The 18,985-nt window shown below is 70.2% G+C and carries 19 protein-coding genes; 8 read left to right on the top strand and 11 right to left on the bottom strand.

The window, feature by feature from the left end; genetic code table 11:
• Window positions 1-37: 37 nt before the first annotated feature.
• The gene (locus G3I78_RS31085) at window positions 38-1,987 is read left to right on the top strand and encodes a LuxR C-terminal-related transcriptional regulator (protein ID WP_164430613.1); all 1,950 of its coding nucleotides are present in this window, start codon (window positions 38-40) and stop codon (window positions 1,985-1,987) included.
• A 67-nt stretch (window positions 1,988-2,054) separates the two neighbouring features.
• On the opposite strand, the gene G3I78_RS31080 is transcribed toward G3I78_RS31085, so the two are convergent.
• Entirely contained in the window at window positions 2,055-4,241 is a 2,187-nt protein-coding gene (locus G3I78_RS31080; protein WP_239158144.1) for a LuxR C-terminal-related transcriptional regulator, read from the bottom strand.
• A gap of 399 nt (window positions 4,242-4,640) precedes the next feature.
• On the opposite strand from G3I78_RS31080, the gene G3I78_RS31075 reads away from it, so the two are divergent.
• The 5 genes from G3I78_RS31075 to G3I78_RS31060 all read left to right on the top strand — a co-directional run bounded on the left by G3I78_RS31075 (window position 4,641) and on the right by G3I78_RS31060 (window position 7,886).
• Window positions 4,641-5,582 (top strand): hypothetical protein, encoded by a 942-nt coding sequence (locus G3I78_RS31075; RefSeq protein ID WP_164430610.1) that lies wholly within the window; start codon window positions 4,641-4,643, stop codon window positions 5,580-5,582.
• On the top strand, window positions 5,582-6,613 hold the full coding sequence (locus G3I78_RS31070; RefSeq protein WP_164430608.1) for a hypothetical protein: 1,032 nt from the start codon (window positions 5,582-5,584) through the stop codon (window positions 6,611-6,613). The genes G3I78_RS31075 and G3I78_RS31070 overlap by 1 nt, the downstream gene beginning before the upstream one ends.
• A 147-nt stretch (window positions 6,614-6,760) precedes the next feature.
• Complete coding sequence (locus tag G3I78_RS52950) at window positions 6,761-6,886, top strand: hypothetical protein (RefSeq protein ID WP_275424861.1); 126 nt, start codon at window positions 6,761-6,763, stop codon at window positions 6,884-6,886.
• On the top strand, window positions 6,859-7,107 hold the full coding sequence (locus tag G3I78_RS31065) for a hypothetical protein (protein ID WP_164430606.1): 249 nt from the start codon (window positions 6,859-6,861) through the stop codon (window positions 7,105-7,107). The genes G3I78_RS52950 and G3I78_RS31065 overlap by 28 nt, the downstream gene beginning before the upstream one ends.
• Window positions 7,104-7,886, top strand: a complete 783-nt coding sequence (locus G3I78_RS31060; RefSeq protein WP_164430604.1) for a fumarylacetoacetate hydrolase family protein — start codon at window positions 7,104-7,106, stop codon at window positions 7,884-7,886. The genes G3I78_RS31065 and G3I78_RS31060 overlap by 4 nt, the downstream gene beginning before the upstream one ends.
• A 180-nt stretch (window positions 7,887-8,066) precedes the next feature.
• On the opposite strand, the gene G3I78_RS31055 is transcribed toward G3I78_RS31060, so the two are convergent.
• The 10 genes from G3I78_RS31055 to G3I78_RS31010 all read right to left on the bottom strand — a co-directional run bounded on the left by G3I78_RS31055 (window position 8,067) and on the right by G3I78_RS31010 (window position 17,132).
• On the bottom strand, window positions 8,067-8,567 hold the full coding sequence (locus tag G3I78_RS31055) for a flavin reductase family protein (protein ID WP_164430602.1): 501 nt from the start codon (window positions 8,565-8,567) through the stop codon (window positions 8,067-8,069).
• Window positions 8,564-9,064, bottom strand: a complete 501-nt coding sequence (locus G3I78_RS31050; protein ID WP_164430600.1) for an NAD(P)H-dependent oxidoreductase — start codon at window positions 9,062-9,064, stop codon at window positions 8,564-8,566. The genes G3I78_RS31055 and G3I78_RS31050 overlap by 4 nt, the downstream gene beginning before the upstream one ends.
• Entirely contained in the window at window positions 9,061-10,470 is a 1,410-nt protein-coding gene (locus G3I78_RS31045) for an MFS transporter (protein WP_164430598.1), read from the bottom strand. The genes G3I78_RS31050 and G3I78_RS31045 overlap by 4 nt, the downstream gene beginning before the upstream one ends.
• 1 nt (window position 10,471) lies before the next feature.
• On the bottom strand, window positions 10,472-11,797 hold the full coding sequence (locus tag G3I78_RS31040; protein ID WP_203615785.1) for an NtaA/DmoA family FMN-dependent monooxygenase: 1,326 nt from the start codon (window positions 11,795-11,797) through the stop codon (window positions 10,472-10,474).
• A 5-nt stretch (window positions 11,798-11,802) separates the two neighbouring features.
• Window positions 11,803-12,462 (bottom strand): isochorismatase family cysteine hydrolase, encoded by a 660-nt coding sequence (locus tag G3I78_RS31035; protein WP_164430588.1) that lies wholly within the window; start codon window positions 12,460-12,462, stop codon window positions 11,803-11,805.
• Complete coding sequence (locus G3I78_RS31030; RefSeq protein WP_164430586.1) at window positions 12,462-13,523, bottom strand: LLM class flavin-dependent oxidoreductase; 1,062 nt, start codon at window positions 13,521-13,523, stop codon at window positions 12,462-12,464. The genes G3I78_RS31035 and G3I78_RS31030 overlap by 1 nt, the downstream gene beginning before the upstream one ends.
• Before the next feature lie 50 nt (window positions 13,524-13,573).
• Complete coding sequence (locus tag G3I78_RS31025; RefSeq protein ID WP_164430584.1) at window positions 13,574-14,698, bottom strand: ABC transporter substrate-binding protein; 1,125 nt, start codon at window positions 14,696-14,698, stop codon at window positions 13,574-13,576.
• Window positions 14,699-14,853: 155 nt separating this feature from the next.
• Complete coding sequence (locus G3I78_RS31020) at window positions 14,854-15,708, bottom strand: ABC transporter permease (protein ID WP_164430582.1); 855 nt, start codon at window positions 15,706-15,708, stop codon at window positions 14,854-14,856.
• Window positions 15,709-15,722: 14 nt separating this feature from the next.
• A complete protein-coding gene (locus G3I78_RS31015; RefSeq protein ID WP_343243891.1) occupies window positions 15,723-16,553 on the bottom strand; it encodes an ABC transporter ATP-binding protein in 831 nt (276 codons plus the stop codon).
• Between the two features lie 159 nt (window positions 16,554-16,712).
• Window positions 16,713-17,132: a hypothetical protein gene (locus tag G3I78_RS31010; protein WP_164430577.1), complete on the bottom strand. Its 420-nt coding sequence runs from the start codon at window positions 17,130-17,132 to the stop codon at window positions 16,713-16,715.
• 314 nt (window positions 17,133-17,446) lie between these two features.
• Here G3I78_RS31010 and G3I78_RS31005 point away from each other — a divergent pair, with 314 nt between their 5' ends.
• Together G3I78_RS31005 and G3I78_RS53275 are read left to right on the top strand one after the other, a co-directional pair.
• A complete protein-coding gene (locus tag G3I78_RS31005) occupies window positions 17,447-18,568 on the top strand; it encodes an AMP-binding protein (protein ID WP_343243890.1) in 1,122 nt (373 codons plus the stop codon).
• The gene (locus tag G3I78_RS53275) at window positions 18,520-18,981 is read left to right on the top strand and encodes a hypothetical protein (protein ID WP_343243889.1); all 462 of its coding nucleotides are present in this window, start codon (window positions 18,520-18,522) and stop codon (window positions 18,979-18,981) included. The genes G3I78_RS31005 and G3I78_RS53275 overlap by 49 nt, the downstream gene beginning before the upstream one ends.
• The last annotated feature ends 4 nt before the right edge of the window (window positions 18,982-18,985 follow it).

Raw genomic sequence — 18,985 nt, 5'->3', positions numbered from 1 at the left:
CCGGATCCCCATGGGACATCGAGGTTGAGGTGCACGCATGACCGGCATGGTCTCGGATGCGGGAGTCGGCCACCCGGAACTCACCGCGTTTGTGGGTCGGGGTGTCGAGATGGCGGAGATCAGCGCGCGTCTGGACGAGGTACGCCTGCTGACCCTGACCGGCGTGGGCGGCGTGGGCAAGACACGACTCGCACTGGAGACCGCCCGCGCCGTACACGAGCGCTACCCCGACGGCGTATGGCTGGTCGACCTGGCCGCCGTACACGAACCCACCGCCGTGACCACCGCCACCGCGACCGCCCTCGGCATCCCCGACCACGGCGGCCACAACACCCTCCACCGACTCGCCGCACACCTCACCCACCACCACGCCCTCATCCTCCTCGACAACTGCGAACACCTCACCGACCCCTGCGCCGAACTCGCCCACACCCTCCTCCACACCGCACCCCACCTCCGCATCCTCACCACCACCCGCCACACCCTCGGCATCCGCGGCGAGCACCTCTACCCCGTCCCACCCCTGCCCGACGACGACGCCCTGGCACTGCTCGCGGACCGGGCACGGGCGGTGCACGCCGAATATCGGGTCCACGCGGCGGATCCGACGGCGGTCGCCTCGCTGTGCGCGGCGCTCGACGGGCTGCCGCTGGCCATCGAGCTCGCCGCGGCCCGGCTGCGAGCGCTGAGCGTTGACCAGTTGCTGGAGCGGGTGGAGGACAGGTTCAACCTGCTGGTATCGAACGGACGCGGTGTCCCGGCCCGTCACCGCAGCCTGTCGGCAGCGATCAGTGCCAGCTACGCGCAGTGCAACCCGACCGAGCGGACCCTGTGGAACCGGCTGTCGGTCTTCACCGGCGACTTCAGTCTCGACGCCGCCGAAAGGGTGTGCGCGGGCGGCCCCGGTCTCGCGCCGTCCGAGGTCATGGACGTGCTGGACCGTCTGGTCACGCAATCGGTCGTGACGATCACAGAGTCGGAGAACACGTCGGGTGGGCACCGGCTTCTGGAGGGCATCCGCAGCTTCGGCGGGTTCCGGCTGGCGGAATCCGGCGAGGAGCACCGCCTGGTGCTCAGGTACCAGGACTTCCTTCGAGATTCAGCAAGGCACGGCGCCGACAGCTATGACGGGGTATCTCGGCAAGTGGCTCCATCCCAGCGGCAGTTCAGCGGTCATGGCAGTCGCGGTGGTCTTCCCGGCTCACCGCCGTGCAGCGCGGGGCCGAACACCGGCCCGGCGGGAGCGCTCCCGTGCGTACCGCGTTCTGCCCCCGCGTCCGACGGATCGGCCGCCCCGGACAGGCCCTGGCTCGAAGGGGATCTCGCCATGGCGACGGAACCGTCATCGGCCAACGGCGATACGGCATACCTGCTTTGGGGGTTGGGCTACGACGCGTGGACGCGCGGCGACCGCAAGGTCAGCATGGACTTCGCGGAGAAAGCGCTGGCGATGGCACAAGGCTCCGGCGACGACATCTCGATCGCGTCGAAACTTGAGTTGGTCGCCCGGCTCAGCGCCTCCTGCGGGGACCATCCGCAGTCGGCGAAGCTGGCCGGTGTGGCGGATCTCCTCCTGCGCCGCTCGGGTACCACGCATGACGCCCTGCCGCCGCCGACGACACCGTACGTGCACTTCAGCGAGAGGGTATCCGGGCCTCATCGCGGGCCGAACGCCTACCGGGAAGAGCGGGCCAAGGACGTCACCTTCGACAGCCCGGACCAGGCTGTCGACCAGGCTCTCAGGTACTGCCGAACATACGGCGCCCACGTGTCGGCGAGCGCGCCGATGATCATGCTCACCCGGCGCGAAGAGGAGGTGGCCTCATGGGTGGCCCAGGGCCTCAGCAGCAAACGGATCGCCACCCGCATCGGCTGCTCCCCCCGTACGGTCGACTTCCATATCCGGAACATCCTCGGCAAGTCCGGTTTCGCATCTCGCGCGCAGATCGCCGCCTGGTGGATGGCAGACCCGGTGGCGGACCGCTGACCCGCCCGCCGCGGATCCTGACCCTGCCGTACCTCTGACCAGAAGACGGCACCAAGCCCCGGCCCCGCTACCGAAGGGGCGCCTGGTTGGCCGCCCACCAGGCCGCGATCTGCGCGCGGTTCCCGGCCTCGATCTTGGTCAGGAGCTTCCGCACATGGCTCTCGACTGTGCGCGGGGACAGCATGAGAGCGGCGGCGATCTTCCGGTCGCTCAGGCCCTGGGCCACCATCACCGCAACCTCCTGTTCCCGGCGGGTCAGCAGACGACGGGCCGGCTCCGGCACGGTCGCGTCGTACCGCTCGGCGCCCAGTGCGTACGCAAGGGCTCGTGCCGGGCTGTCCAACCGGGCGCCCTCGGCGAACGCCATGGCGTACCCCTCGGTCCCGAGCGCTACGCGCAGTCTCTCCACGCAGCGCGCGTGCTGCTCGGCGCTCCGCGGACCGAAAGCCGAGGAGGAGGTACTGCTCCTGAGCGCCCAGGCGGCGCCCAGCAATCGTGCGGACCGCTGGTATTCGCCGCCCGCGGCCCCGGCCCAGGCGAGAAGCGCCAGCTTCAGGGCTGTGCCGACGGTGTCGTTGAAGCCCTGCTGGAACCAGCAGGCCGCACGGGCGTACGCCACGGCCGCCCTGTGGTCGCCCCGTACCAGTGCCGCATGTCCCAGCATCCACAGCACATGTGCCCTCCCCCACCGCTCTCCGCACGTCTCAGCGAGCGCGAGGGCTCTTCTCCCGAATCCCAGCGCCTGCTGGTCCCCGAGCGAGACCAGGACAAACGCCAGCCGAAACCCCGTGAGGATGTTCGTACGCTCGTCACCGAGGGCGGCAGCGGAGAGCGCGCTCGCGTGCAGGTCCCGGGCTTCCTCCCAGTTCTCCTTGAAGGTCGCCGACAACCCCTGAAAGCCGAGGACTTCGGCAGTCACTGCCGGCAACCGCAGTTCCCGGGCCAATTCCGCGCCCTCGGCCAGCCATGTGTCGGCGGCCGGGACGTCCCCCTGGAGCAGGGCCACCCAGCCCGCGACCCACAGCGCCTCGGCACGGGCCGGGGAGCGTTCCGGCGCCACCGCCAGCGCCCGCTCCAGACAGCGGCGGCCCTCGCCGAGGAAGCCGTCGGCGCACCAGTGATGGCGCAACGCGGCGGCCAGTCGAAGGGTTGCCTGCGGATCTTCCTCGAAGCTCAGTGCGATGAGCAGGTTGCGCTGGTCGGCGCGGAGCCGGGCGAGGTCCGCGACCTGTCCTGGTCCCCACCAGCGGTCGGCGACGCGGCAGGCGAGGTGGAGGAAGTAGTCACGGTGCCGGCGCAGCAGGCGCTGCTCCTGGCCGGAGCCGGTCAGCCGCGCGCGCCCGTACTGACGGATGGTCTCCAGCATCCGGTAACGGGGCTGGCCCTCCATCTCGCAGGAGAGGATGACCGACTGGGCGGTCAGCCGGTCCAGAAGGTCGAGGACTTCGGTGGGTGCGATGCCCTCACCCGAGCACACGTCCTCGGCCGCGTCGAGGCAGAAAGAGCCGGCGAAGATCGACAACCGGTCCCAGAGGAGCCGCTCGGCCGGGTCGCACAGTTCGTAGCTGTATTCGATCGCCGCGGTCATCGTGCGCCGGCGGGGGGCCACGCCGCGGGTGCCGCCGTCCAGCGTGCCCAGCCGGTCCGCGAGCCGATCGGCCAGCTGCTCGACGGTCAGGGCGCGCAGCCGTGGAGCCGCCAGCTGGATCGCCAGCGGCAGCCCGTCCAGGTGCGCGCAGACCCGGGCGACGGCGGCGGGGGCAGCCTCCCGGAGCCGGTGGCCACCATGGGTTTCCGCGGCGCAGATCCGCAGCAACTCGGCGGCGTCGTCGTCGGGCAGGGGTGGGACGGGGTAGAGGTGCTCGCCGCGGATGCCGAGGGTGTGGCGGGTGGTGGTGAGGATGCGGAGGTGGGGTGCGGTGTGGAGGAGGGTGTGGGCGAGTTCGGCGCAGGGGTCGGTGAGGTGTTCGCAGTTGTCGAGGAGGATGAGGGCGTGGTGGTGGGTGAGGTGTGCGGCGAGTCGGTGGAGGGTGTTGTGGCCGCCGTGGTCGGGGATGCCGAGGGCGGTCGCGGTGGCGGTGGTCACGGCGGTGGGTTCGTGTACGGCGGCCAGGTCGACCAGCCATACGCCGTCGGGGTAGCGCTCGTGTACGGCGCGGGCGGTCTCCAGTGCGAGTCGTGTCTTGCCCACGCCGCCCACGCCGGTCAGGGTCAGCAGGCGTACCTCGTCCAGACGCGCGCTGATCTCCGCCATCTCGACACCCCGACCCACAAACGGGGTCAGAGACGGGACCGCGGGAAGGTTTCCGTTGCGCGAGGTGATGGGGGCCATACGCCTTCTTTCACTGCCATTCAGGCCAAACAGTAACCCGGGCTTCGGCTCTCTCTCAGAAGGGCCCCGGTCAACGGCAGGAGGGCCGTGGCCGACGCCGTACCTGGCAAAAATACGGTCCCTCCTACGCCCTCCCTCGTAAAAGTACTCATTGCCGTGTTCAGGTCATACGCCGAGGCTGTTGCGGGTGGGACACGAAGTCCCGAGGCGACCGGGCCAGGTCCCCGTGTTGTTCCTGCGACCACGCCTGAGCAGCCCTGCTCGCCGGTTCGGCCGGGCCCTGTCGTGCTACCCCCCACCCCAACCACGTCCGGAGAACCCATGAGAAAGCGAACGCCGGTGCGCACCCGGAAACGAACCCGAGCCAGAAGATCCGCGGTCTCGGCGGTCATCGTGGCCGTCCTCGGAGTCCTGCTCTTCCAGACCCTGTCGGGCCCGTCGGCACAGGCCGTGTCGAACACGGACTGCCCCGGGGGTTCGTCCTCGGGCAGTTCGACATCGACGACCTGCGCAAACCTCCACAACGACGACCTGTTGAGCCAGCGCTCGTTCCCCGCCGGACTGTGGCGCGGCGACTCCCGGCTGCCGTACGACATCTTCCGGCAGGGATTCACGTCGCGGGGCGCCAACGACGACCTGGTCCAGCACGTCCAGGGCGACCGGGCCGGCAACAGCAACTACATCTCGACGACCGACGCGCTCGGCGTCGCCGAGCCGTTCGCGCGCAGCCAGGGCCTGCGCAACCTGCAGACCGCGGCCCGCACGCCGCACTGCTCGTCGATCCGCCGGGCGTTCTACGCCACCATTCCGGGCCTGGGCCCGTACCTGCTGTCGAGTTGCATCGACGGCGACGTGACCGCGGACACCTACGTCTACGACATCGACCCCCGCTGGGCGCGCAACGCGGTGTACGTTCCCGACCAGATTCGGGGCAACGCGGACCTCTACAACCACTACGCCTCGCAGCGGGAGTGGGCCTACGTCCACGAGATCCCGAACTACGCGGTGCGCGGCGTCCGCGTCTACCAGATGACGGCGCGCGTCAACGCGCAGGGGCTCATCGACACCCGCACGATCACCTTCCGCTACCGCCAGTACTTGATCAACCCGAACCACATCCAGCCTCGGGTCCTGTACAACCCGGAGACCGACGAGCACTCCAACTTCGACTACGAGTCGAACCTGCACATCCCCGCGGTCGCCGCGAACTCCTACGACCGCGGTTGCAACGCGAACGACCGGTGCAGAGGCGGCGGCAACTGATGGCGATCGCGTACCTCGGAGACAAGACCAGGCACATGACGAAGAAGAAGCGGTCCCTGCGGCGCCGGGCAGGCCTGCTCGCCGCACTGTCGCTGGTGGCCACCGGCACCCTGAGCCTCGCCAGTCCGGCACAGGCCGACACCACGTCCACCGACGACGAGACCTGGGAGCAGGTTCAGGAGCTCGCCCAGTACAACGGTGCCATCGACGCGTTCGACGACCCGACCATAGGGCCGGTGATCATATTCCCGAAGGACTACTCCGGAGACATCGACAACCTGAGCCACCCCTCCGGCTGGCAGGACTCGTCCGGGAACACGCCCACCAGCTGGCCGACCCCGACAACCGCCAAGAGCCCCAACTTCACGGCCGACGAGATCGCGGACCTGGAGAGCACGGTCTCCGCGACCTTGCAGCCCAACGGTGACCAGCCGTACACCCTGTCCCTGTCCTACGACGGGACGAGCGACCGGGTGGTGGCGCAGACCAACGCCCCATCGTCCGTGACCGACCCGTTGACCAGTGAGTATCCCGATCGACTCGTCGTGAGCACCGACACCCCCACCACACCGCTCCCCGACTGCGAGGCGCCACACGGCCCCCTCGCATCGGGCGAGATATCGGATCCGCTCACCCAGTTGCAGGCGCTGGCGGGCTACAACTGCGCGCTGTCGTACTTCGACGACCCCACGATCGGGCCCGTGATCATATTCCCCAAGGACTACACCGGGGACATCGACAACCTCACGCCCCCGCCCAACTGGACCGACGACGACGGCGCGACGCCGTCCAGCTGGCCCACTCCCACCACTTCCCGGAGCGTGCTGTTCACGCAGGCCGAGGTGAAGGAGATCAATGAGGCGGCCTACACCCAGATCGATCCCGACGGCGACAACACGTACAACGTGTTCGTCTACTACGACGGCGCAAGCGACCGGATGGTGGTCGTCACCGACGCCCCGTCCTCCGTCACCGACCCTCTGCTCGCCAAGTACCCCGGCATGATCACCCTTCAGCAGCCTCCGTCCTGACCGGAGACCGGTGATCGCACAGACGTGTGCCGGGCAGGGGGCTCACCCGGCCCGGCACACCTCCCTGGGGCCGTCCTGCTCCCAGGACAGCGTCACCGCACTGACGCACATCCAGCGACGGATCCGACGAACATGGGAGGAGGCCAAATGACCGACGTCGCGGCGGAGTTGGGGACCGTCGAGAGCGCTCAGGCCGGGCAGCCTGCGCCCGTGTCCGCCAAGCAGTTGGTCGCGATGCCGGTGGAGTGTGCCCATCAGCGGAGCAGCAGCTGACCGAGCGGGTCCTGGAGCTCACCCTGGAAGGTGAGATCACTGATCCTCTCGGCGAGGAAGCCGTGCAGAGCCTCACCACCTACGCCGTCGCAGGCGCCAACGGCCTGTTCGTACAGCGGGAGATCAGCGGCGAGACGGTCGACCTGGTGCTCCCCTTCGAGTTCCACGCGCAGATGGTCGACGAGGCTGCCGCGCACATGGCGGCGAGGAACCGGACATGAGCCTGACCTGGGTACAGCGCGAGGAAGCAGCCGCCCTGCTGCGGGAGGCCACCTATCGGGTGACGCCGGTCAACCCACTGTCGGCACTGATACCGGCGTTCGATATGGCTGACGCCTACGCCGTACAACGGGACAACATCGCCTGGCATGTGGCGGACGGTGCGAACGTGATCGGTTACAAGGTGGACCGGACCCCGGGCACACGACGCGACAGCCTGGCGCCATACAGCTTCGGCCATGTGCTGGACGACATGACCCACCGGGACGGCACTGTCATCCGCGCCGGACGCTACTGCCGGCCTCGCGTCGACCCGGAGATCTGCTTTCTCCTGTCCAAGGCTCTGTCCGGCCCGAGGGGGACCGTTTCCGATGTGCTCGGGACGACCCGCGCTGTCGCGCCCGCCCTGGAGATCCAGGACAGCCGGATCCGACACGAGCGGGCCGACGTCGTCGCCTGGGTCGCCGACAACGCGGGCTCCGCCGGCCTGGTGTGCGGCGCGTGGACACCCCTGGCCGAGGCGCCCGACCTCGCCGGCGTCCCGGCCGACCTGGTCGTCGACGGCGAGCCCGTGGCCTCCGGTGGCGGCCGAGCGATCTCGGGGCACCCCGCAGACGCCGTCGCCTGGCTTGCCACCGTCCTGGCCGAACGTGGATCCGTCCTGGAACCCGGTCACGTGATCCTTTCCGGCGCCCTCACCCAACCCTTCTTCGTCACCCCGGGGCAGAAACTCAAGGCGCGCTTCGGGCCCCTCGGGACCGTGTCGCTGGCGTTCGCCTGAGAAGCGATGCCGGCCTGAGCGCATCCAAAAAGCACCTGTTCAGCGGAGACCTGCCGCTCATCGGAGGCGGACGCAAGCCGGGATGAGGATGCCGGGAACAGGTCGGAGCGCTCCTGGCCTCCCTCAGGACGAGCCTTCGTACCCGACGCGTCTTCCGGAGCCCCGCTCAGGTCGGTCGGGTCAGCCGACCAGGGTCCTCAGCCGCTGCCGGTGCCAGACAACCGGGCTACGGTCCTCGTGCGTCAGCATGGCGAGCACCCGCAGTACGACGATCTCGTGGTCCCCGGCCGGATAGACGTGCTCGACGGCGCCTTCCAGCCAGACCGGAGCGCCGTCCAGGAAGATCGCGCCGGAGTCCTCCTCGTGGGTGCCGAGTCCGGCGAGCCGGTTCTCCTTGGCCCGCGAAGCGAGCTGCCGTGTCTTGTCGCCGTGTTCTTCGCCGAGGACGGAGACCCCGAGAGTGCCCGCGCAGGAGAGCGCGGGCCAGGTCGTCGAGGTCTGCTGGACCGCGAAGGAGACCATGGGCGGGCGGTAGGAGATCCCCACGGCGAACGACGAGACGATCATGACGGCCGGTTCCCCGCCGACGCGCGCGGAGATCGCGGCGACCCCGGACGGGAATCCGGAGAACGCGCGACGCATGTCGTCGGGGTCCGTGGTGAAGTCTTCGGGAGTCGTCATCGCCCGGCCTCCGCACGTGCCGTGTCGAGTACGGTCCGACCCCACCGCTCGGTCCAGCGATCGAGCGAGCCGTCCGTGGCGTAGGAGGAGTCGAGCTGGTAGAGGCCCTGTGCGGGACAGGTCGCGCCGAGTTCCACGAGAACCGGTTTCAGGGTGAGTTCCGGGGCGAGCGCGTGGGTGGGCCCCGCGCCGAGCATGAGGGGCAGCGCCACCCGCCCGGCGAGACCTGTGGCCGTGGGGAACTGGTCGAGGAAGAGCTTCAGCAGGCCGGTGTAGGTGCCCTTGTAGGTGGGTGAGGCCGCGATCACGACCTGCGCGGAGCGCACCCGTTCGACGGCCGCGGCGGGCGCCGGGTCGCCCCAGGTGAGCAGACCCGCCCCGAGTTCGGCGACTTCGAGGACCTCGCAGTCCAGGCCGAGGGCGGTGGCGAGGCGTTCGGCGGCGTCGCGGGTACGCGAGGCGGGCTTGGGGTTTCCGACGAGCGCGACTGCCTTCATGAGGAGGCTCCTGTTGATAGTTGAGATGTGGTGGGGGCTGCCGCCGCGGGACCTGCCCCGGTGTGGCCGGGCCGGAGGAGGACAGCGGCGAGGAGGCTGACCAGTGCCACGGCCGTGAGTCCGCCGAGAGTGGCGGCGTAACCGGGACCGGCCAGCAGCAAGGCGCAGACCGCGCTGCCCAGCACCGCGCCCAGTTGTTTCACGGCGTTGAAGGTGCCCGACGCGGCCCCGACCTCCTCCGGCGCGACCGTGGTGACGGCGGCGATGGACAGCGGCGACCAGATGAACGAGTTGGCCACCCCGTACACCGCGAAGGCGATGGTCAGCGCGGCCACCGGCGCGTCCGTCGCGACGAGCACCGCGCACGCCCCGACGGACACCACGAGCGCCGCGGAACCGGTCACGGCGACGACGCGGGCCCCCGCCCGGTTGGTGAGCCGGGCGGACACAGGAGCGCAGAGCACGCACACCACGCCCATCGGAACCAGGGTGAGCGCCGACGCGCCGACGCCGAGGCCGCGCTCCTGCTGGAGATAGAGCATCAGCGGGATCATGGCCGAGCCGGTGCAGAAGGACGCGGCGGCGGCACCCCAGGCGGCCGTGACGAACCCGCGGCTGCGCAGCAGCGTTACCGGCACCAGCGCCCGCAGCCCCTCGTGCCGCTGCGCCCGGACCACACCGGCCACGGCGAGTGCTCCGACGAGGGCGAGCGGCCAGCGCGGTACGCCGAGCACGTAGGCGCTCCTGGGGTCCGTGCCCTGTACGCCGAGCACGAGGGCGCCGATTCCGGCCGCGTTCGCGCAGACCGCCCACAGCGGGATGGCCGCCTCCTGACGGGGCAGGGCGGGTACGAAGGCACGTACCGCGGCCATCGCCGCCACCCCCACCGGCACGTTCACCCAGAACACCGCGCGCCAGCCGCCGACGGCGACGAGCAGGCCGCCGAGCAGCGGTCCGGCGGCCACCGCGGCGCCGCCGACCGCGCCCCAGGCGCCCAGCGCGACGGCGAGCCGCGGCGGCCGGAACAGGGCCTTGATCAGGGTGAGGGACTGCGGTGTCAGCAGGGCCGCGCCGACGCCCTGCACCACCCGCCAGGCGATGAGCGCGCCGGCGGTGGGGGCCGTGGCACACAGCAGCGAGCCGAACGTGAAGACTGCGAGGCCGACTTGGCAGAGGCGTCGGTGTCCGTAGCGGTCGCCGAGCCGTCCCGCGATGATCAGCGGCACCGCGTAGCCGACGAGGTAGCCGCTGTTGACCCAGACTGCGCGGGTCTCGCCGGTGTGCAGGCCGCTGATGATCGCGGGCAGCGCCACCGAGGTGACGGTGCTGTCCAGCAGCAGCATGAAGAATCCGGTGCACAGGCTGGCAAGGGCGAGCCAGTCGCGTCGCCCGCGGCCGGCGGTCATCTCACACCACCAGGTTCTCGCGGAGGGTGCCGCCGGTGCGGGCCGGTCCGAGCGCGCCGCGTCGGCGCAGCTCGGGCAGGAGCAGTTCGCCGATGTCGGCGAAGCCCGAGGGCATGGCGAGCGGGCTGGAGAACATGTAGCCGCCGCGGGCGCCGGTCGCTGCGAAGTTCTCCTCCAGCGCGTCGGCGACGGTGGCGAGGTCGCCGACGAGGCCGTGGTCGAGTCCGGTCGCCCTGGCCCGACCGTGTGCGAAGAACTCGGCGCGGCTCATGGTGTGGTCCTCGCCGAACTCGGCGACGAGGGAGCCGACGAGGCCGGCCGGGCTCCCGTTCGCGGCGGCGATCTCGTCCCGCAGCTCCGCCAGGCGGAAGGAGTGCGGCAGGGTCGAGAGGTCGTAGCCCGAGTTGTGCGACAGATAGGTGCCGACGGATTCCTCGTTCCAGAACGCGTGCACCTCGTCGCGGCGGGCCCGTGCCTCGGCCGCCGTCCGGCCGACGACGACCTGGGTGGCCCAGAGGATGCCGACGCCCGCCGGATCGCGTCCCTCGGCGCGCAGTGCCGAGTCGAGCAGGTCGCGGTGGCGCAGCTGGGCGGCGAGGCTGCCGCCGAAGCCGAAGACCAGGTCCGCGAAGCGTGCCGAGGCGGCGATCCCCCGGGGCGAGTTGCCGGCCTGGACGATCAGCGGGTGGTGCTGCGGGCTGGGCACGGAGGCAAGCGGACCCTTCACCGCGAAGAAGCGACCCTTGTGATCGATCGGGTGGACCTTCGCCGGGTCGGCGAAGCGGCCCGTGGTCCGGTCCCGCAGGACGGCGTCCGGTGCCACGGAGTCCCACAGCGCCCGGCAGACGTCGATGAACTCCTCCATCCGCTCGTAGCGCAGGCCGTGTTCCATCAGCTCGTCGAAGCCGTAGTTCGCGGCGTCCGCGCCGCGGGTGGAGGCGACCACGTTGAAGGCGATGCGTCCGCCGGTGACGTGGTCGAGCGAGTTCAGGAGCCGGGCGACGTAGAACGGGTGCATGAAGGTGGAGGAGTACGTCAGCCCGAACCCGATCCGCTCGGTCACCGTGGACATCGCCGCGATGACCGGGGACATGTCGTGGCGGGGCCACTGGATGCCCCATTCCACGGCCGGTTCGATGCCGCCCCGCCAGGTGCTGGGTATGCCGGTGCCGTCGCCGAAGAACAACAGGCCGACGCCGGCCCGCTCGGCCGTCCGCGCCAGTTCCATGAACATGCGGACGTCCGGGAAGTCCAGCCCGGTCCATGAGCCCGGCCGGGCCCAGCCGCCCTCGGTGTGGGTGAAGGACAGGTCGTAGCCGATGTGCATGCCGCTCACCGCGTCCCCCTCCCCCACAGGGCGACGACCTCGGCGGTGTCGCTGAGCAGGGCCACGTTGAGGCCCAGCTGCGTCAGGGCCGCGTCGTTGACGTCCAGGTCATAGGCGGCGGTGGCGTCCCGGGGGACGACGACGGGCCATTCGAGCTGTACGGCGTCCTGGGCGGTGGCGTACACACAGCACTCGCTGGTCAGGCCGACGACGGTCAGCCAGTCCCGGCCCGCCGCGCGCAGCCGGGCGTCGAGGTCGGTGCCGAGGAACCCGCTGTAACCGCGCTTGACCACGCGCTCCTCGCCCTCGGCGGGGTTCATCCGGTACCAGTCGGCGCCCGGTGTGCCCAGACGGCAGGGCTCGGCGGGGCTCATCGGAGCGTCGAAGCCGCCCTCGCGCAGCCAGTTGCTCGCCCGCCAGGGCCGCGCCGGGTCGCTGCCCAGTTCCACCCAGAACACCGGCACGCCGACCGCGCGGGCGGCGTCGACCAGCTCGCCGATCCGGGTGACGGCAGCTTCGAGCGCGGTCAGGGCGGCCTCCGTAAGGCCGTATTCCGTCAGGCGGTCCGGGGCGGCGAAGTCGCGCTGTACGTCGACCACGACCAGGGCGGGTCCGGCACCGGGCCGGGTGAGGTGGGCGAGCTGTCTGTCTCGCAGGTCGGACATCACGCCGTCACCTCGTCACGGGCCCGCAGCTCGGGCAGCACGGTCTCGCCGAACAGCAGCATGTCCTCGTCGTACTCCGGGAAGATCAGCATGAGCCCGTCCAGGTCGGCCTCGCGGACGATGTACTCGATGTGGTCGGTGACGGTGCGCGCCGACCCGGCGACGTACGGCGTCTGGAACGCGGCCTCGCCGTCCGCGCCGTCCGCCCACGCACGGGCCTGCTCCTCCGGGATGCCCCAGGTTCGCCGCATGTGGGCGAGCGCCTCCCGGTCAAGGCCCGCGCCCCACTCGCGCACCTTCTTCGCGGCCAGTTCGTCGGTCTCGTCCTGTACGACGGTGAGCATGGAGTAGGTCCGGCAGACCCGGCCCTCCGCCCTGGCGCGCTCGTGGACGTCGGTCGAGAGCGCGCGCATCTCGTCGAGGCTCTCGGCGGAGAGGAACGCGCCGTCCGCGTGCCGGGCCTGGAAGCGGCGGGCGTCCTCGGACCTCCCCGCGTTGATGAGGGTCGGACGGACCGCCGGATGCGGGCGGGACTCGCAGTCCACCAGGTCGAAGTAGGGGGTGCGCATGGTGACGGAGTCCTCGCTCCACAGCCGGGTGACGGCCTCGGTCCACAGCTCGGTCATCCGGTAGCGCTCGGCGTGCCCGAGGTCCGGGTCCCATTCGCCGAACTGCTCGAACTCGCCGGCGTAAGAGCCGTTGACGATGTTCATGCCGGCCCGGCCGCCGGAGATGTCCTGCAGCGTGGTGAACATCTTCGCGGCGACGGCAGGGTTGTGGACGTTGGCGTGCATGGTGGCCCAGATCTTGACCCGGCTGGTGGCCTCGGCGAGAGCGGCCATCATGGTCATCGACTCCAGCGAGCGGCCCCAGTGGTCGGTCTCGCCGCCGAAGCCGCGCCACTTCGCCATCGACATCACGAAGTCCAGGCCGATGTTCTCCGCGTGCACGGCGGCACGCCGGTTCCAGGTGTAGCTCGCCTCGGGGTGGGGGGCGGTGGTGGACAGCATCCAGCCCCCGTTACCGATGGGCAGGAAGATTCCGTACTCTTTCGCGGGCACGTTGCGGGCGCCTTTCGTCGGGTTGGTGCAGGTGAGGGGTGGGATGGCCGCTACGGAGCGGGCCAGACGAGCTTGCCACCGGCGTAGAGGCTCTTCACGTAGGACCCGTCGAACCACTTCTGCGCCCGGCCCGCGGTCACCGCGGCGGGAACGACGTCGAACTGGTGCAGCATGTCGACGATCTTCGAGATGTTGCGGGTGTCGAGGCCGCCGGCCGGCTCTCCGGAGGTGGGGTTGTCCTTGACGACCTGGGTCTCGGTCTTCCAGATGGTCTTGTTGAGCTTCTTGTCGTACGTCGGTCCGGACAGGTCGGCCGCGTACCCCACGCACTTGTCGGTGTGCTGGTCACTGGCGGCGCAGTAGTCGTAGGCGTGCAGCGCGGCGCGCAGGACGTCCTCCACCGCGTGCGGGTGCGCCTTGGCGAACGCCGGGTTGACCGCCATCGCGCCCAGCGAGCTGGGGACGCCGTAGTCGACCGGCTTCCACACCGTGACGGGGTGGCCGGACGCCTTCAGCTGGTTGGGCTCGTTGGAGACGAATCCGGTCAGTGCCACAAGCCCGCCCTGTCGGCGCGGCAGCACGGAGGGGTCGTAGCCCTCCTTGACGAGTTTGAGCGAACCCCACTTGACGCCGGCCTTGACCATCATGGCCCGGACGGTGGCGGGTACGTACCCCTTGTGGCCGACGACCTTGCCGTCGAGCTGCTTCAGGTCGGTGATGTCCTTGTTGGTCATCAGGACGTCCAGGCCAGCGTCGGAGTACGAGGAGACGCCGGTGATGTCGATCCCGTTGGCCCGCGCCTGGATGACGTCCTGTTCGGAGACGGGGCTCACGGTGGCCTGTCCGCTGGCGAGGAGCTCGGTGTTCTGTGCGGTGTCACCGGTTCCGGGCTTGAGGGTGACGTCGAGGCAGAGGTCCTTGAAGTAACCCAGTTTGCTCGCGGCGATGTATTCGAGGATCGACACGGACGACTGGTACTGGTAGCCGGACAGGTAGGTGATCTTGCCGGCCGCCTTGTTCTCGGCACAGCGCGCGGCCGAGATGGCGGAGCCTTCGGTGCTCTGGGCGCCCTGGGAGGAGGAAGTGCCGGAGCCCGAGCCGCATGCGGCGAGGGCGGCGGTCAGCGTCAGGGCGGCGAGGGCGGCGAGGGCGGCTCTTCGGGGGCGGATGCGCATGGGTGTCTCCAGACTGGCGGTGGCCGCCGGGCGAGGGTGTGGTGAAGGCGCGGAACGGGTGGGGGCATGGTGAATCGACCGGGGTGGGGGTGGCATCGGTGGACCGGGAGGGCCGCCGGCGGGAGGGAGCGGCGGTGTGTGCCGGGACCGTGCCGTCAGTCCGTCGCGCTGTCGTGCCAGTGCAGGACGCGACGCTCCACGAGTGTCACGAGCATGAGCAGCAGCACGCCCATGACGGCGAGGACGAGGATCGAGGCGTATACGACCGGCAGCTGGTTCATCGAGGAGGCCACGCTGATCGCGGTGCCCAGTCCCCGGTTCGAGCCCGAGGCCGACATCTCGGCCACCACGGCACCGACGATCGACAGCGGGAACACGATCCGCAGCGCCGCGAACAGGAAGGGCAGCGCGTTGGGGATGCGCACGTGCCACAGCAGTTCGACACGCCCCGCGTCCATCGTCCGGTACACCTGGAGCACCTGCCGGGGCACCGACCTCAGTCCGGTCGCGGTGTTGATCAGGATCGGGAAGAAGCAGATCAGGGCGGCTATGACGACCTTGGGCAGGGGCCCGAAGCCGAAGGCCACCACCAGGGCGGGCGCGATCGCCACCAGCGGGGTGACGTTGAGCACGACGGCGATCGGCATGACCGCCCTGCGCAGCAGCGGAAGCTCGCTGGTCAGCACCGCGAGCACGAACGCGGCGACGAAGCCCGCGGCCAGACCGGCTGCCGCCTCACCGAGGGTGACCAGGGCGTTGTCGACGTAGTAGTGCAGCTGAGAGGTGAGCGAATCGCCGATCTTCTGCAACGGCGGCAGTAGGTACGGCAGTTTTTCGGCTCCCCACTGCCAGAGCCCGGCGAGCAGCGCCAGGGTCAGGAGGAGGGGCGCCCATACGGCGGGGCGGATCCAGGCGGTCCGGGACCTCGGACGGCGGGGGCCGAAGCGCGCGGGCTTCGCGGGCTGCCCGGTCTTCGCGGCGGGGGTGGCGCGTTCGTCGGCGACGGTCATCGTGATGCTCCTCCTCAGGCCGCTTCGCCGTGCCAGGCCCGGCGCAACCGGTCCCGTATCTGGTCCTCGTACTCGTGGAAGCGCCGCTCCGCGAAGAGCTGTTCGTTGCGCGGCCGCGGGAGGTCGACGTCGATGACGTCCACGATGCGGCCGGGCCGCGGTGCCATGACGACCACGGTGTCCGAGAGCCGGACGGCCTCCGACACGGAGTGGGTGACGAACAGGACCGTCGTCTTCAGCTCGTCCCAGAGGTCGAGAAGCTGGTCCTGGAGGCTTTCGCGGGTGAACTCGTCGAGTGCCGAGAACGGCTCGTCCATGACCAGCACGTCGGGTCGCAGCCCGAAGGCCCGGACGATCGCCGCGCGCTGCTGCATTCCACCGGACAGCTGCGCCGGCAGCTTGTGCATGGCCTCGCCGAGTCCCGCCTTGACCAGGAGTTCCCGCAGCTCGGAGGCGGTGGGTGCGGCGCCCCGCCCGACGGTGTGGGCGATGCGTTCCCGACGTCGGCCGGCACCTTTGTTGATCTTCTGCGGGAGGGTGACGTTCCGCACCACCGACAGCCACGGCAGCAGGGCGGGGCTCTGCGGTACGAGCCCGATCATCTTCGCGGCGCACGCCTGCTCGGGCGGAACACCGTGTACCCGGACCTCGCCGCCGTCGGGCCGCTCCAGTCCGGCCACCAGCCGCAACAGGGTGGACTTGCCGCAGCCGCTGGGCCCGATGAGGCTGACGAACCGTCCGGCGGGCACCGTGAGGTCCACGTCGTCCAGCGCCTGTGTCGCGGAGGCCCCGAATCCGTAGACCCGGTACACCGACCGCAGTTCCAGTGCGGGTGTGTCAGCCACGTACACGCTCCCATCCATGTCGCGGGCACAAGGGCCCGGTACCGGAGGTCGGAGAGCGTGCGTGGCGAGTGCGGGACTGCCACGCGGAAATCCGCCTAACTGAGTTCGACGGTAGGAACCGTCCGTTTCGCCGGCCTGTCCTCCCGCGTTGCGCGCGCGTTACGTTCGAGGGAAGGGTGTTACGGTCCCGTCCCCGCCGAAGACGTACACCTCCACACCGAGGTCGTCGGCGGCACGGGCCACCCAGCCGCCGAGCGCCTGCACGATCACCTCGGTGACGAGGAGCACCGTGTGCTCGGCGGTCGGCACGGAGGCCCGCAGCCACAGCAGCTTGAACATGTCCGCCATGACCTTGTTGCGGTAGGCGGGCTTGTAGGTGCCCTGGTTGCTGACGAGCTGGACGAGGATGCGGCCCGCGGCGTCGATCCCCTCGACCTCGACACGGCTGCCGTCCGGCAGCCTGAGCGGCCTGGGGCGCAGCGCGGTGCCCAGCTGGTCGCCGAGGGCGAGCAGCATTCCGCGCTCGGGGGAGCCTTCGGTGAACCGGCTCCACTCGGTGGGGGCGTCAAGTACGGTCATATGCACGGGCTGGAGTCTAGGAATATTCCGTTTCGTACACGTTTCCAGGAAACGGCCTCGAACAGGAGTGGTTCGGCGACCTGACCGCGGACGAGCAGGCCGTGCTCCGGCACCTGCTGGAGAAGGTGTCCGCCCGGATCGCGCTCTCCTCGAAGACCACAGAGGACATACCGGGCACCTGAACCCTTCACACCGCGAACGACTTCCGGCACGACAGGCACACCATTGAAGTCAATGCATTGACAATCTGCTCGCCACCTTGTTCATTTAACGCACCGGCAACATCTCATAGCGCACAGCCGAGGACGTTGATCATGCTTAACCTCGCCTCCCTGCTGGAACACACGGCACGTCACCAGCCTGATCGCGAAGCACTCGTACAGGAACCGCTGCGGCTCACGTACGCCGAGGTCGACGCGGCGGCCAACCAGGTGGCGCGGCTGCTGGTCGACCGCGGTGTACGGCCCGGCGACCGGGTGGCGCTCAGCTGCCCCAGCCGGGTCGAGTTCGCGCAGATCTACTACGGCATCCTCAAAGCGGGCGCCGTCGTGGTGCCGCTCAACGTGATGCTCCGGCCGCGCGAACTCGCCTACCATCTCGCCGACTCCGGAGCGAGGGTCCTCTTCTTCAACCCGGGTGCCGCCGGGGCCGCGGCGGCCGCCGAAGCCGTCGCGCAGACGCCGCACTGCGAGCATCTGTTCCTGATCACCGACCATCCCGCCGAGGCGTCCCCCCTGGCCGGCGTCCCGAGCCTCACGGAGGCGCTGGCGAAACTCCCGGACACCTTCGAGTCGGTCGGCACCCGGGAGTCGGACACCGCGGTGATCCTCTACACCAGCGGCACCACCGGGCAGCCCAAGGGCGCCGAACTCACCCACTGCAACATGGTGCTGAACGCCCTGACCTGCCACCGCACCATCGACGCCCGACCGGACGACGTCCACCTGGCGGTCCTGCCGCTCTTCCACAGCTTCGGCCAGTCCGTCCAGATGAACGCGGCCTTCGGCATCGGCGCACGCCTCGTGCCGGCACCGCGTTTCGACGCGGACGACGTGCTGCGCACCCTGGCCGACGAGTCCGTGACCGTCTTCGCGGGCGTGCCCACCATGTACTGGAAACTCCTCGGCGCCTCCGTCGACGACCGCACCCGCGAGGCGATCACCGCCCGTCTGCGGATGGCCGTCTCCGGCGGTGCGGCGCTTCCGGCCGAGATCGGCGCCCGCTTCCGCGAGGTCTTCGGCGTCGACGTGTACGAGGGGTACGGCCTCTCCGAGACCAGCCCCATGGCGACCTTCCAGACCCCGGGCCGGCCGCCCAAGCCGGGCTCGGTCGGCGGCCCCGTGTGGGGGGGGTGGAACTGCGGCTGGTCGACGCGCAGGGCGACCCCGTGCCCGAGGGCGAGCCCGGTGAACTCGCGGTGCGGGGCCACAACGTGATGAAGGGCTACCTCGGGCGGCCCGAGGCCACGGCGGAGGTGCTGCGCGACGGCTGGTTCCGCACCGGGGACATCGCCCGCCGGGACGCCGACGGCGACTACGTCATCGTCGACCGGGCCAAGGACCTCGTCATCCGCGGCGGCTACAACATCTACCCCCGGGAGCTGGAGGAGGTCCTGCTCGGCCACCCCGAGGTCAGCCTCGCCTCGGTCGTCGGCGTCCCCCATCCCGTGCACGGCGAGGAGGTCAAGGCCTTCGTCATCCGGCAGCCGGGCTCGCGGCTGAGCGAGGACGCGCTCCGTGACTGGTGCCGCCAGACGATGGCCGCCTACAAGTACCCCCGCCTCTTCGAGTTCTGCAACGAACTGCCCATGACCGCCAGCGGCAAGATCCTCAAGCGGGAACTCCGCTGACCGG

It is taken from the genome of Streptomyces sp. SID13726, from assembly GCF_010548375.1.
Classification (GTDB): Bacteria; Actinomycetota; Actinomycetes; order Streptomycetales; family Streptomycetaceae; genus Streptomyces.
This window is presented reverse-complemented; position numbering and strand designations above follow the sequence as displayed.